Source organism: Nocardia pneumoniae NBRC 100136, assembly GCF_000308755.1.
In the GTDB taxonomy this organism is placed as follows: domain Bacteria; phylum Actinomycetota; class Actinomycetes; order Mycobacteriales; family Mycobacteriaceae; genus Nocardia; species Nocardia pneumoniae.
The window spans coordinates 1-13,172 of sequence record NZ_BAGF01000072.1; the positions used below are offsets into that span (position 1 = coordinate 1).

A 13,172-nucleotide genomic window follows, 5' to 3' on the forward strand; every position below is an offset into this window, starting at 1 on the left:
CTCGGTGCGATCGACTTCGGCGGGCTCAACGAGTTCGGGATGATCGAGGATTTCCCCGTCATCGTCGCTCCCAGCGTTGCGCTCGGTTTCGATACCAGCTTCGGTGTCAACGGGGAACTCGGCGGTGAGATCACGGTGAGTCTTGCCCCGGGCAGCGTGACCGCCGTGGTGATCGCCGAGGCGGACCTGGACGAGGATTCGACCTTCCCCTTCACCTTCGCGCACAGCAATACCCCGCTGAATGTCAACGGATGTCTCTCCCCGGCCTCGGCCATGCCGTTCATCACCGCGCGCGTCGAGGCCACCAACGGCATCGCGCAAACGACGGGATACGGCCCCCACTTCGTGTTCTGAACGCGCTCGTGGCGTGGGCTTCCCGTCCTACTCCCACGGCCACGAGCGCGTGCGAATGACCCAGCGGCGTCGCGAATTACGTGAATGCGGCGTGTGTTTCACGAATCCAGGGCGACTCGCCGGTCAGCGGATCGGGACCAGGCTCGATTCGCGCCGCCGCAGGACATCGTCCGGGACGTCGATGCCCGGCGCCAGATCGCCGGAGCCGATCGGCGCATCCCACACCTGACGTAGCGGCAGCACACCGGCCCACACGCCGCCCGCCTCGATATCCGCCGCGTCGTCGACGGGGCCGCCGGTGCGGACCTTCACCGACGCTTCGGTGAGATCCAGGGCGAGCACTTTCGTCGCGGCGAGTTCCTTCTTGTTCGGTGGGCGCACGCGCGGCCAAGCGCCCGGCGCGGCGTGCTCGACGATGACGCGCAGTCCGTGCATCCGTTCGTCGTGGTCGGCCACCTCGACGGCGCGACCGAGCACGACGGCCGAGCGATAGTTCATCGAGAAGTGCATGGCCGATCGCGCGTAGACCACACCGTCGACCAGGGTCACCGCCACCGAGACGTCGTGGGTGATCGCCGCGCGCAGGCTGGCGGCGCCGGTCGAACCGTGCAGGTAGAGGCTGTCACCGTCGCGGCCGTAGATGGTCGGGAGCACGACCGGCGTACCGCCGAGCAGGACGCCCAGGTGGCAGACCAGCCCGGCGTCGAGCACCATGTCCAGGTCGGCGCGATCGGCGCGCGCGCGGTCCTTGTACCGGGTCGGCGTGCTGCGCGGTGTCGGCGAGAGTGGAGTCCGTGAGCTGGCTGATTCGGTCATGAACCCAGCATCGGGGCACAAATGGCATTATCAAAGTGCCAATTCAGCCGAATTCTAACAGTCCATTGCGAGGAGGAGCCATGCTGGACGACCTTCCTCTCGGGCTGGATCGTGACCGACCGGAGCCGCTCGCGGTACAGATCGCGGACCAGCTGCGGCACGCGGCGACCGTCGGACCGCTGCGCGGCGGCGACCGGCTACCGTCCACCCGCGTGCTGGCCGACCGACTCGGCGTCAGCCGCACGGTGGTGGCCGCCGCCTACGACCAGCTCCACGCGGAAGGCTGGATCAGCGGCAAACGAGGTTCCGGCACGTATCTGACCACCGCTCCCACCGTCGGACCCGCGCCCGCGGCCGCGGCCCGTCGCACGGACGTCGCACCGGACCTACTCGACCTCGCCCCCGGCGCTCCGTGTATCGAGGCCATTGATCCGGCCGCGTGGCGCCGCGCCTGGCGGGCCGCCGCCGACCACCCGCCGCTGGTACGCAAAGACCGCGCGGGTGAACCGGAATTCCGCACGGCGGTCACCGAGCACCTGCTGCGTCACCGTGGGCTCGGCGCTGGCAGCGCCACCACATTGCTGGCGACCGCCGGAACCAGTTCAGCGGTGGGCGAATTGGCGGCGGCACTGCTGCGACCCGGTGATGCCGTCGCCATGGAGGACCCCGGTTATCAGCGGGCCGCGGGCGCGTTCGCGGCGGCCGGTGTCGATGTGCTGCCGGTTCCGGTGGACGCGCACGGCCTGCGCGTCGATCTGCTGCCGCCAGGGATCAAGGCGGTGTATTGCACTCCGGCACATCAGTTTCCGCTCGGCGCCCGGATGCCCGCGGCCCGCAGGGTCGAGTTGATCGAGTACGCGCGGCGGTCCGGGATCATCGTCATCGAGGACGACTACGACGGTGAACTGCGCTACGACACCGCGCCGCTGCCATTGCTCGCCACCATGGCCCCCGATGTGGTCGTCCACTTGGGCACGACGAGCAAGATCCTGTCGCCCGGCCTCGGCGTTGGCTGGCTGCTGGCCGCACCGGAGATCGCCGAGGCGGTGCTCGCCCACCGGGACCGCACCGGCACCGGCCCAAGCCCGGCGGGTCAGCAGGTGCTGGTGGCATTGGCCGCGCACGGCGATCTGGCCAGGCATCTGCGCAGGTTGCGCCGTGCCGTGCCACCGCGGCGCGCGCTGGTGGTGACCGAGCTGCGCCGGCGCGGGCTCGACGTGATCGGAGACGACGCCGGTTCGCATGTCGTCGTTCCGGTGGCCTCGGCCGACGCCGAGCAGTGCGTCGTCGCGACCGGCCAACGTCGTGGCGTCGCGCTCGACGGGTTGGCCAGGCATCATCTCGGCCCGCGCCGCGACCATTTCGGCATCGCCCTCGGCTACACCGCGCTGCCCTGGCCGGATCTGGTCGCCGCCGTCCCGATCGCCGCCGACTGTCTGGCCCGACCCGTAGCATTGTCCGCATGAGCGAACAGGACATCTTGGCGCGTATCAAAAGTCTGGTCGACCAGGAGCATGAGCTGCGCTCGCAGGCCACCAGGGGCGAGTTGGACCCGAAGACCGAACGCCAGCGCTTGGCCGAACTCGAAGTGATGCTGGATCAGGCGTGGGACCTGCTGCGGCACCGCAGGGCGCGGCTCGGCCTCGGTGAGTCCGCGGACACGGTCGGGCCCAATTCCGTCGCGCAGGTCGAGGGTTACCTGCAGTAGCCGCGGCCATGTCGAGCACACCGACCGAATACGACGTCATCGTGATCGGCGGCGGTCCGGCGGGTGAGAACGCCGCCGCCTACGCCATCGCGGGCAGCGATCGCACGGCCGCCATCGTGGAACGCGAACTCGTCGGCGGCGAATGTTCCTACTGGGCCTGTATCCCGAGCAAGGCCCTGCTGCGGCCGGGCCATGTGCTGACGGCCGCGCGGGCGATGCCGGGTGTCGCGGCGAACGGCCTGGACGTCGCGGCGGTCCTGCGACGACGCGACGCGTTCGTGCACGACCACGACGACTCCTCGCAGGTCGACTGGGCGAAGGACAACCGCGTCGACGTGGTGCGCGGCACCGGGAGCCTGGCCGGGGAGCGCCTGGTCGACGTCGACGGACGACGGCTGCGCGCCAGGCACGCCGTGGTACTGGCCACCGGCACCGTCGCCCATGTCCCCGACGTGCCCGGCCTGCGCGCCGCGCTGCCCTGGACGTCTCGCGACGTCACCAATCTGCACGAGGTCCCGCGCCGGGTCGCCGTCGTCGGCGGTGGCGTGGTGGCCTGTGAAGCGGCGACTTGGCTGGCCGCGCTCGGCGCCGAGGTGACCGTGCTGGTCCGCGGCTCGGCGTTGCTGGCCGCGGCGGAACCGTTCGCGGGCGAGCGGGTGGCCGCGGCACTGACGGCGGCGGGCGCGCGCGTGCTGTTCGGCACGCAGCCGACCGCCGTGGAGCGCCCGGTGGCGAAGGACACCGGCGAAGGGTGGATACACGGCGATCCGGTGACGGTGCGGTTGCGCGGGCCGGAGGGCGAATCGAGCCTCGAGGTGGACGAACTCGTGGTGGCGGCCGGACGCGCGCCCGCCACCGATGGGCTGGGCTTGGCCGCGGTCGGACTGCCCGACGGCTATGTGGCGGTTGACGACCACCTCACCGCCCGCGGTGTCGACGGCGGGTGGTTGTACGCGATCGGCGACGTGAACCATCGCGCCGCGCTCACCCATATGGGCAAGTACCAGGGCAGGGTGTGCGGTGACGTGATCGCGGCGCGTGCAGAGGGCAAGCCGCTGGACGACGCGCGGTTCGTCGCGAGCTCCGACCACGGCAGGGTGCCGCAGGTGGTGTTCACCGCGCCGGAGGTCGCCTCCGTCGGCCTGACCGAAGCCGCGGCCCTGGAGGCGGGCCACGCGGTCGAGACCGTCGAGCTCGACATCGCGGTGGCCGGTTCCGCGCTCTCCCGCGACGACTACGCCGGACACGCGAAGCTGGTGATCGACAGCGCCACCGACACCCTGCTCGGCGCCACCTTCGTCGGCCCCGACGTGGGCGAGCAACTGCACGCGGCCACCATCGCGGTGGTCGGCGGGGTGCCGCTGTCCCGCCTCTGGCACGCGGTGCCCGCTTTCCCCGCGGTCAGCGAGTTCTGGCTGCGCCTGTTGGAGGCGCGGCGCGCGTAGCTACCATCGGTGGATGGTGGCATCAACGGATATCGCGACCGCCGATGGAGTCGTCCGCGGTCGCCGTGGCCGCCGCGTACTCCGCTGGCGGTCCATTCCCTACGCTGCTCCTCCGGTGGGTGACTTGCGATTTCGCGCTCCGCAGCCGGTGCGGCCGTGGTCCGGCGTCCGGGTGGCGACGGAGTTCACCTCCGCCGCGATGCAGCATCGCTCCGGGGCGCGGACCGGACCGCGCGCCTACCAGCCGACCAGCGAGGACGCGCTGACACTCAATGTCACCGCCCCCGCGACCCCGGCCACGCGTCCGCGGCCGGTGCTGGTCTTCATCCACGGTGGTGGCTACCTGATCGGCACCTCCGCGCTGGCGCTGTATTCCGGCGCGCGGCTCGCGGTGCGCGGCGATGTGGTCGTGGTGTCGATGAACTACCGGCTGGGCGCATTCGGCTATGTCGATTTCAGCGAGTTCGGCACGCCGGAGAAGCCGTTCGACTCGAATCTGGGCTTGCGCGACCAGGTCGCCGCACTGGAGTGGGTGCGCACCAATATCGCGGCCTTCGGTGGCGATCCCGGCAACGTGACGATCTTCGGCGAGTCGGCGGGCGCACACGCCGTGCTCGGCCTCATGGCCACACCGGCGGCGAAAGGCTTGTTCCACCGTGCCATCTCGCAGAGCCCGCCCGCCGACTGGGCGGTGACCGCCGAGGAGGCTCGCGCCTTCGCCCGCCGCTGCGTCGCGGCGCTGGGCGCCACGCCCGAGAACGCGGGCGACGCATTGCGCACCGCGGGCGCCAACGACATCCGCCGCGCGGTCGACCGCACCCTGGGCCAGGTGCTGCGCGAACAACCGGGCGTCTTCCCCGCCTGTCCGGTCGTGGACGGAGACTTCCTGCCGCAGTCCCCCATCGACGCGATCGTCGAAGGCTCCGCCCAGCGGGTGCCGCTGATCATCGGCACGAACCGGGACGAGGGAACGCTGTTCGCCAGGTTCGCCGACGAGCTGCCCACCACACCCGGGCGGCTGCGCGCCGCGCTCGCCCGCTCCGGCGAGGGCGTCGAATCCCGGATCGCCGCATCGTATCCCGGCTATCCGCAGCCGAGGGCCGCGATACGCGCCGGCGGCGATTTCACCTTCTGGCGTCCTTCGCTGACCGTCATGGAAGGCCACAGCAGACACGCGCCGACCTACGCCTATCGCTACGACTTCGCCCCGCGCGCATTGCATCTGGCCGGACTCGGCGCCACGCACGCCACCGACCTCATCCCGGTCTTCGGCGCCGCCGACTCCCCCTTCGGCCGAGCGCTGACCGCCGCGGGCGGTCGACGCGGGCTGCGGGCGGTCACCGAGCAGTTCCAGGACAACTGGCTCGCCTTCGCCAACACCGGCGCTCCGCTGCCCTCCTGGCCCGCCTATACCGAGGCGCGCAGGTCGACTCTGATCATCGATTACCCCACGCGCGTGGAACACGATCCGGACCAGGCGAAGAGACTCGCCTGGCAAGGCGTTCAGGTGCCGACACTGACCTGACTCTGCCCATTGGTGCATCAACCGGTGGACACCGCACGCGGCAGCTGCCGAAGCCCGGCAGTCGCCGACGCTCGCGACTACTTCAGGAGCCGGGACATCCGCCGGTCGGCGAGGACCTTGCCGCCGGTCTGACAGGTGGCGCAGTACTGGAAGGACCGCTCGGCGTAGGAGACCTCGCGGACGGTGTCGCCGCAGACCGGGCAGGGCAGCCCGGTGCGGGCGTGCACCCGCATGCCGGAACGCTTTTCGCCCTTGAGGCGGGCGGCGTCCTGGCCGACCGACCGCCGCACCGCGTCGGTGAGCACCTCGCGCGTCGCGGCGTACAACTCGGCCAGCTTGTCGGCGGGCAGGGTCTTCGTGTTCGCGAACGGTGAGATGCGCGCGGTGTGCAGGATCTCGTCGGAGTAGGCGTTGCCGACTCCGGCCAGCAACGCTTGGTCGACGAGCGCGGTCTTGATCCGCTGCGCGGTGCCGTGCAGGATCTCGGCGAACTGCGCCTCGGTCACCTCCAGCGCGTCGGGACCCAGACGCGCTATGCCGGGCACCGCCTTGGGATCTTCCACCACGTACACCGCGAGCCGCTTCTTCGTGCCCGCCTCGGTGAGGTCGAACGCGGGCGTCGCCCCCTCCGGCGTGAAGAAATGCACCCGCAGCGCGAGCGGGCTCTTGCCGCCCGGCTTCGGCGGCGTGGGGCTCGGTTCGTCGATCCAGCGCAGCCACCCGCCCCGCGACAGATGCGTGACCAGCCACAGCCCGTCGCATGCCAGGCCGAGGAACTTGCCCCAGCGCCCCGCCCCGGTCACATCACGTCCGGACAGTGCCGTCACCGGCGGCTCGAACGTCTTCACCGCGCTCAACGCCGCCACGTCGACACGCCCGACCACCGCGCCGACCGCATGCTCCCGCAGGAACTGCGCCAACGCCTCCACTTCTGGCAGCTCGGGCACGCGGTCCAGCGTACCCACCCGCACCGACAGCTCACGGGAGTCGAATGGCGGCTCGAGTCACTGCCGCAGCCACCATTCGACTCCGCTCGATGACGCTCACCCGCCGCGGCGCAGCAGATAGATGTCCATGATCCAGCCCTTGCGGTCGCGCAGCTCGGTCCGGCGGCGGACGATCTCGTCCCGCACCGCGGACAGCGGACCCTCGATCAACGTCTCGTCCGGCATGCCGAGATAGGCGCCCCACCAGATGTGCACGTCCTCGTCCGGAACAGCGGTGAACGAGCAATCGCCGTCCAACATGACCAGCGCGTTCTCGGCGCCGAGTCCTTCCTCGCGCAGGCGGCGTCCGGTGGTGATGCGCAGGGGTTCCCCGATTCCGTGCAGCACGATGCGATGGCGGGCGGCCAACGCCTGCGCGCTGGTGATGCCGGGAATCACCTCGTAATCGAAGCGCGCGACGCCGCGCGCGAGCACCCGCTCGATCATCCGCAGCGTGCTGTCGTACAGCGAGGGATCACCCCAGACCAGGATGCCGCCGACCCCGTCGACCTCGGCGAAGGCCGATTCCAGCAGCGCCGACCTGCGATCGTGCCAGTCCTCGACGACGTCCAGGTAGTCCGCGGGCGTGCGATCGCGCGGCGGGTCGGCGATCGGCACGGTCCGGTACGCCCGGTCCATGTGCTCGTCCAGGATCGCGGTCCGCACGTCGACCAGTTCCCGCTTGGCCTCGCCCTTGCCGATCACGAAGAACACGTCCACCTGCCGCATCGCGTCGACCGCCTGCAAGGTGACCTGGCGGGGATCTCCGGCGCCGATGCCGATCACATAGAGCTTGCGCATGCGGGCGAGCTTGCCAGGACGACTAGAGTTGCCAGGCGTGGCCCCTGACGCGCACGATCCGGCTTCCACCCCCGACACCCAGTACGAGGACCTGCTGCGGCTGGTGCTCACGTCCGGCACGAAAAAGGCCGATCGGACCGGGACCGGAACCCGCAGCGTCTTCGGCCATCAGTTGCGCTACGACCTCTCGGCCGGGTTCCCGCTGATCACCACCAAGAAGGTGCATCTGAAGTCGATCGTCTACGAGCTGCTGTGGTTCCTGCGCGGCGACTCCAACATCGGCTGGCTGCGCGAGCACGGCGTCTCCATCTGGGACGAATGGGCCGACGCCAACGGCGAGCTCGGCCCGGTCTACGGCGTGCAATGGCGGTCGTGGCCGACGCCGGACGGCACCCATATCGACCAGATCGCCCAGGTGCTGCAGACCCTGCGCACCGACCCGGATTCCCGGCGCATCATCGTGTCCGCGTGGAACGTGGCCGATCTGGACAAGATGGCGCTGGCTCCCTGCCACGCGTTCTTCCAGTTCTACGTGGCCGACGGCAAACTGTCCTGCCAGCTGTACCAGCGCAGCGCCGACCTGTTCCTCGGCGTCCCGTTCAATATCGCCAGCTACGCGCTGCTCACCCACATGATCGCGCAGCAGACCGAGCTCACGCCCGGTGATTTCATCTGGACCGGCGGCGACTGCCACATCTACGACAACCACTCCGAGCAGGTGGCAGAGCAGCTGACCCGCGAGCCCTACCCGTTCCCCACGCTGCGGCTGCGTCCCGCGCCGACGCTGTTCGACTACCGCTACGAGGACGTGGAAGTAGTCGGCTATCGGCATCATCCGGCCATCAAGGCCCCGGTGGCCGTGTGAACCGGAGACAGCCGCGGTGCAGGACGGAGCCGAGCGCCGCCGAGGCGGAGTCGTGACCCGCACGATCGGGCTGATCTGGGCGCAGACCCTCGACGGAGTGATCGGCTTCCGCAACACCATTCCCTGGCGCTTGCCCGAGGACATGGCGCACTTCAAGGAGGTCACCTGGGGCCATCCCGTGGTGATGGGCAGGCGGACCTGGGATTCGCTGCCGCCTCGGTTCCGTCCGCTCGACGGCCGCCGCAATATCGTGGTGACCAGGCAGCCCGACTGGGCGGCGGAAGGCGCCGAGCGCGTCGCGTCGGTGCCCGAGGCGCTGTCCCGCTGCGGGTCCCACACCGTGTGGGTCGCCGGAGGCGGCGAGATCTACCGCGCGGCGCTGGATTTCGCGACCGAACTGTGCGTCACCGAGATCGACACCGCGGTCCAGGGCGACGCCTACGCACCCGCGATCGGGCCGGAATGGCGGCCCGACGAGCCGGAGCCCTGGCGGACCTCGACCACGGGACTGCGCTTCCGCATCCGGCACTACACCCGCGCGGGCTCCGCTGCCGAATAACGTGTCCGCAGCAGCTCTGCCCAATCGAGCTATGTCCGCAGGACCATTGGCACCGCCGATCTAAGCCCCTGCACGCCTCCCGGCCGTCCCAACCAATGCCGACGCAGCCGCATCACGAGGCAGCGCCGGACAACGCCCGATCCCCGGCGCGCCGGGGCTGAGCGGGGAAATGGGCCAGCGGCACCGCGGAGGGCAGCCCGCGCAACACACCGTACGGCGTCGGTGCCCGTCAAACCGGACCCGCGCCGCGGCGGTGTCGGGCATACTCCTCGATATGCGGCGGCCGGACCTTCCTCCGTCCGCGCGCCTCGAGCCGTTGCCACCAGCCCGGCATCGGCTGTGGTGATCTGCGAAAGGCGGTCCATGGACAAGAAATCGCTGACTGCGGTCGCGCGCCAACAACTGAAGTTGGCTGCCACCGCCACGAGCGGACGCAGTTCACAAACCATCTACGGCGGTCATACGCACGCGCTGCGGCAAACGGTGGTCGGCTTGACGGCCGGGCAGAGCCTGGCCGAGCACGACAACTACGGCGAGGCCACCCTGCTGGTGCTCAGCGGCACGCTGACGCTGATCAGCGGCGCCAACGAATGGAAGGGGTCGGCGGGCGACCTGATCGTGGTGCCCAAGGCGCGGCACAGCGTCAAGGCGGTCGACGACGTCGCGTTCCTGTTGACGGTGGCCAAGTAGTAGCCACGCGTGTGGGTCAGCCCGGCGGCGGTGCCGGTCGAGCACTAGTGTGTCGATCATGGGAGAGCCGCAGCCGATCCTCGAACCGCTCACACCGGCCGCCATCTTCCTGGTCGCCACGATCGACGACGGTGGCGAGGCGACGGTGCGCGATCTGCTCGCCGACATCAACGGCCTGCGCCGCTCGGTGGGCTTCCGTCTGCCCGGCGCCGGTCTCAGCTGCGTCACGTCGATCGGCTCCGCCGCCTGGGACCGGCTCTTCGCCGGGCCCAAACCCGCTGAGCTGCATGAATTCCCCGGGTTCGCCGGCGAGCGCCACACCGCGCCCGCGACACCGGGCGACCTGCTGTTCCATCTCAGGGCCCAGGTGCACGACGCCTGTTTCGAGCTGGCCATGGCCATCGCCGACCGGCTCGCCGACGCGGCGACCATCGTGGACGAGACCGTCGGCTTCCGCTACTTCGAGCAGCGCGACCTGCTCGGCTTCGTGGACGGCACGGAAAACCCCGAAGGGCGCGCCGCGGTCGCCGCGGCGCTGGTCGGCGACGAGGACCCGCGGTTCGCCGGCGGCAGCTACGTGACCGTGCAGAAGTACACCCACCCGCTGGAGGAGTGGCGGGCCCTGTCGGTCGAGGAGCAGGAGCGCGTGATCGGCCGCACCAAGCTGGACGACTTCGAACTGTCCGATGAGGATCAGCCCGCCGACTCGCACGTCGCGGTCAACACGCTGATCGATCCGGACGGCACCGAGCGGCAGATCGTGCGCGCCAACATGCCGTTCGGCAGCGTGCGTGACGGCGAGTTCGGCACCTACTACATCGCCTACGCGGCCACGCCGAGCGTCATCGAGCGCATGCTCACCCGCATGTTCCTCGGCACCGACGAGGCCGCCTACGACCGGCTCCTGGATTTCTCCGTCGCCGTCACCGGGACCTCGTTCTTCGCCCCCACCGTCGATTTCCTCGAGGATCTGCCGCCGGCGCCGTGGGAGACGCCGGAAGCCGCGGTATCCCTCGATGGCGCCGGTCCGGCAGGTCCGTCCGGCGCCGCCGCGCTTGCGGGGGACGGCTCACTCGGCATCGGCACGTTGAAAAGGAGCACCCGGTCATGAACAACCTCCATCGCGAACTCGCGCCGATCACCTCCGAGGCATGGGCGGCCATCGAGGAGGAGGCGACGCGCACCTTCAAACGGCACATCGCCGGCCGCCGCGTCGTCGACCTGTCCGGTCCACACGGCATCGACTACTCCGGGGTCGGCACCGGGCACACCACCGCGATCGAGGCGCCCGGCGAAGGCGTGCTCGCCCGCAGGCGGGTGGTCGCGCCGCTGGTCGAACTGCGGGTGCCGTTCACGCTGTCCCGCGAGGAACTCGACAATGTCGAGCGCGGCGCCAAGGACACCGACCTCGACCCGGTGAAGGACGCCGCGAAGAAGATCGCCTTCGCCGAGGATCGCGCGATCTTCGAGGGGTACCCGGCCGCGCACATCACCGGCATCCGGGCCAGTTCCTCCAACCAGGCGATCACGGTGCCCAGCGACCCGCGGCAGGTGCCGGAGGCGATCGCCCAGGCGCTGAGCGCATTGCGGCTGGCCGGTGTCGACGGGCCGTACTCGGTGCTGCTCAGCGCCGAGCTGTACACCGCGGTCAGCGAGACCTCCGATCACGGCCATCCGATCCGCACCCACATCGAACGCCTGATCCCGGAGGGCGAGATCATCTGGGCGCCCGCCATCACCGGCGCGATCGTGCTCACCACCCGCGGCGGCGACTTCGATCTGCGCATCGGGCAGGACCTGTCCATCGGCTACCTGTCGCACGACGCCACGTCGGTCCAGCTGTACTTCCAGCAGAGCCTGACGTTCCTCGTGTACACAGCGGAAGCGGCTGTCGCGCTGACCGTGTGAGTCGGTGCCCGCGGGCGGCCACGGGTGGGAATCACCGGGTGTGCCCAGCGGCGGTAGCGTGTGCCGGAAATGCACCAGAGGTGGGTAGATGAGATGACAACGGTGCGGGCAGGTGTGGTCCCGACGCAGCGGGCGGCGCTCTACAGCGTGCTCGGCATCCTGGCGACCGTGACGATCTGCGGCTCGTTCGTCGTCGCGTTCGGTGTGCACCGGGTATTCACCGGACTGCTGGCCGGTGCGGTCGTCGGGGTGGCGGTGCTGGCCGCGCTGTTCACCAGGGACGTGGTCGTGCTCACCGACCATGCCATCTACCGGCGCACACCGTGGGCTGTCTCCAGCATCTCGTGGGATCGGGTGGTGGCCGGACGCTTCACCCTGGACGAACGCGCCCGCTGGTCGCTGGCCTTGGACCTGTCCGGTGGCGACGAACCGCACGGCGAGCTGGTCCTGCTGTCCATCCCACCGGTGGTCCGCCCGATCGCCGGTGCCTACGACATGCGCAAACGCGATCAGGTCACGGAGATCCGGGCGATCCTGCGCCGCAAGCGGATTCCGGTGACCGTGCTTCCGCAGATCGCGGGCGCGTTGCAGGAGCACTGGCAGCTCGCGCCGCCGACGCACTGAGGCCTGAACCGGGTGCGGGGCGAAGGCAAGTCGTGACCGTCACTCGGGCAGCGCCAGGCGGTCGAGCAGTTCGGTCGCCTCGGCACTGATCGTGTCCAGGTCGCCGAGCCAGCCGAGCGTGCGCAGCACCGCCCCCGGGATGGTCTGCTCCGCGTAGGCGGGCGCGGCGCCCTCGTCGGAGCGGATGCTGATCACGGTCTCCACCAAACGGAACGGCAACAGTTCCGCGCCCGGGGTGCTCGCGCCGCCGCCTTCGGCCAGCACCTGGGCGGCCAATGTCTCGTAGTGCCCGCGCAATTCGTCGCGGCGCAGGCGAAACGCGGCGAAGCGCTCGGTGCGCAGCTCCGGCAGCAGGTACAGCGCACCGAGATTCCAGCGCGACGCGCACAGCTGCCGCACGTCGAACCGGGCCAGCGCGTACAGCCGCACGTGCACCTGCTCTGGCTCCTCGCGCAGTCGTTCGGCCAACTCGATCGGCAGCGCGATGGTTTCGGCGAGCAACGCGTCGAGGATGTCGTCCTTGGCGGCGAAGTGGTGATACAGCGAGGCCTGCCGGATGCCGACGGCATCGGCGACCGCACGCGTGGAGGTGTTGGCGTAGCCGTTGGTGGTGAACAGCTCGCCTGCGGCATCGAGGATTTCGGCACGCGGCGTTTGTCCACGGCGTCGTCGCTGGGCGACGCGCGGACGGCCGGGACCGAGGTTAGTCACGCCGCCATTCTGGCAGGTAGCCGCAGGGCCGCCGCGGCGCGGTAGCCGTCCGGTCGGTTTGCGCACGGAACGCGGCGCGATTTCTGTCACTTGATAGAAATACCGGCAACACAGAAGTTACCGCGGGTCCCCGAAGCGATACACGGCGGTCACCGAAAGCGCGATCGCGACCATAAAACT

At 70.1% G+C, this 13,172-nt stretch carries 15 protein-coding genes; 11 read left to right on the plus strand and 4 right to left on the minus strand.

Features of this window, described 5'->3' with window-relative positions; all coding sequences use genetic code 11:
• A partial coding sequence (locus tag ON34_RS23165) for an MspA family porin (protein WP_040782941.1) occupies positions 1 to 354 on the plus strand: 354 nt, incomplete at its 5' end.
• Between the two features lie 123 nt (positions 355 to 477).
• Here the strand turns inward: ON34_RS23165 and ON34_RS23175 are convergent.
• Positions 478 to 1,170, minus strand: coding sequence for a pyridoxamine 5'-phosphate oxidase family protein (locus tag ON34_RS23175; RefSeq protein WP_040782946.1), 693 nt, complete (start codon positions 1,168 to 1,170; stop codon positions 478 to 480).
• Between the two features lie 80 nt (positions 1,171 to 1,250).
• Between ON34_RS23175 and pdxR the strand changes: the two genes are divergently transcribed.
• From pdxR to ON34_RS23195, 4 genes are read left to right on the plus strand one after another with little or no spacing between them, the layout of a single operon-like run.
• A complete protein-coding gene (pdxR, locus tag ON34_RS23180) occupies positions 1,251 to 2,636 on the plus strand; it encodes a MocR-like pyridoxine biosynthesis transcription factor PdxR (RefSeq protein ID WP_040782948.1) in 1,386 nt (461 codons plus the stop codon).
• The gene (locus ON34_RS23185) at positions 2,633 to 2,878 is read left to right on the plus strand and encodes a DUF2630 family protein (RefSeq protein WP_040782950.1); all 246 of its coding nucleotides are present in this window, start codon (positions 2,633 to 2,635) and stop codon (positions 2,876 to 2,878) included. The genes pdxR and ON34_RS23185 overlap by 4 nt, the downstream gene beginning before the upstream one ends.
• An 8-nt stretch (positions 2,879 to 2,886) precedes the next feature.
• Positions 2,887 to 4,323, plus strand: a complete 1,437-nt coding sequence (locus tag ON34_RS23190) for a dihydrolipoyl dehydrogenase family protein (RefSeq protein WP_040782951.1) — start codon at positions 2,887 to 2,889, stop codon at positions 4,321 to 4,323.
• A gap of 13 nt (positions 4,324 to 4,336) precedes the next feature.
• Positions 4,337 to 5,848, plus strand: coding sequence for a carboxylesterase/lipase family protein (locus ON34_RS23195; protein WP_040782954.1), 1,512 nt, complete (start codon positions 4,337 to 4,339; stop codon positions 5,846 to 5,848).
• Positions 5,849 to 5,925: 77 nt separating this feature from the next.
• Here the strand turns inward: ON34_RS23195 and ON34_RS23200 are convergent, their stop codons facing one another.
• Together ON34_RS23200 and cobF are read right to left on the minus strand one after the other, a co-directional pair.
• On the minus strand, positions 5,926 to 6,795 hold the full coding sequence (locus ON34_RS23200; RefSeq protein ID WP_040783037.1) for an Fpg/Nei family DNA glycosylase: 870 nt from the start codon (positions 6,793 to 6,795) through the stop codon (positions 5,926 to 5,928).
• A 96-nt stretch (positions 6,796 to 6,891) separates the two neighbouring features.
• Complete coding sequence (gene cobF, locus ON34_RS23205; RefSeq protein ID WP_040782957.1) at positions 6,892 to 7,635, minus strand: precorrin-6A synthase (deacetylating); 744 nt, start codon at positions 7,633 to 7,635, stop codon at positions 6,892 to 6,894.
• A gap of 37 nt (positions 7,636 to 7,672) precedes the next feature.
• Here cobF and ON34_RS23210 point away from each other — a divergent pair, with 37 nt between their 5' ends.
• From ON34_RS23210 to ON34_RS23235, 6 genes are all read left to right on the plus strand, one after another.
• Positions 7,673 to 8,500 carry a thymidylate synthase gene (locus ON34_RS23210; protein WP_051023008.1) on the plus strand — a complete coding sequence of 276 codons (828 nt, stop codon included), beginning with the start codon at positions 7,673 to 7,675 and terminating at the stop codon, positions 8,498 to 8,500.
• A 52-nt stretch (positions 8,501 to 8,552) separates the two neighbouring features.
• Positions 8,553 to 9,059, plus strand: coding sequence for a dihydrofolate reductase (locus ON34_RS23215; RefSeq protein ID WP_040783042.1), 507 nt, complete (start codon positions 8,553 to 8,555; stop codon positions 9,057 to 9,059).
• 363 nt (positions 9,060 to 9,422) lie between these two features.
• Positions 9,423 to 9,749 (plus strand): cupin domain-containing protein, encoded by a 327-nt coding sequence (locus tag ON34_RS23220; protein ID WP_040782960.1) that lies wholly within the window; start codon positions 9,423 to 9,425, stop codon positions 9,747 to 9,749.
• A 58-nt stretch (positions 9,750 to 9,807) separates the two neighbouring features.
• Positions 9,808 to 10,860, plus strand: a complete 1,053-nt coding sequence (locus tag ON34_RS23225; RefSeq protein ID WP_040782963.1) for a Dyp-type peroxidase — start codon at positions 9,808 to 9,810, stop codon at positions 10,858 to 10,860.
• The gene (locus ON34_RS23230) at positions 10,857 to 11,657 is read left to right on the plus strand and encodes a family 1 encapsulin nanocompartment shell protein (RefSeq protein ID WP_040782966.1); all 801 of its coding nucleotides are present in this window, start codon (positions 10,857 to 10,859) and stop codon (positions 11,655 to 11,657) included. The genes ON34_RS23225 and ON34_RS23230 overlap by 4 nt, the downstream gene beginning before the upstream one ends.
• A gap of 93 nt (positions 11,658 to 11,750) precedes the next feature.
• Entirely contained in the window at positions 11,751 to 12,281 is a 531-nt protein-coding gene (locus tag ON34_RS23235) for a hypothetical protein (RefSeq protein WP_040782968.1), read from the plus strand.
• Positions 12,282 to 12,320: 39 nt separating this feature from the next.
• Here the strand turns inward: ON34_RS23235 and ON34_RS23240 are convergent, their stop codons facing one another.
• Positions 12,321 to 12,992 (minus strand): TetR/AcrR family transcriptional regulator, encoded by a 672-nt coding sequence (locus tag ON34_RS23240; RefSeq protein WP_040782971.1) that lies wholly within the window; start codon positions 12,990 to 12,992, stop codon positions 12,321 to 12,323.
• Positions 12,993 to 13,172 lie beyond the last annotated feature (180 nt).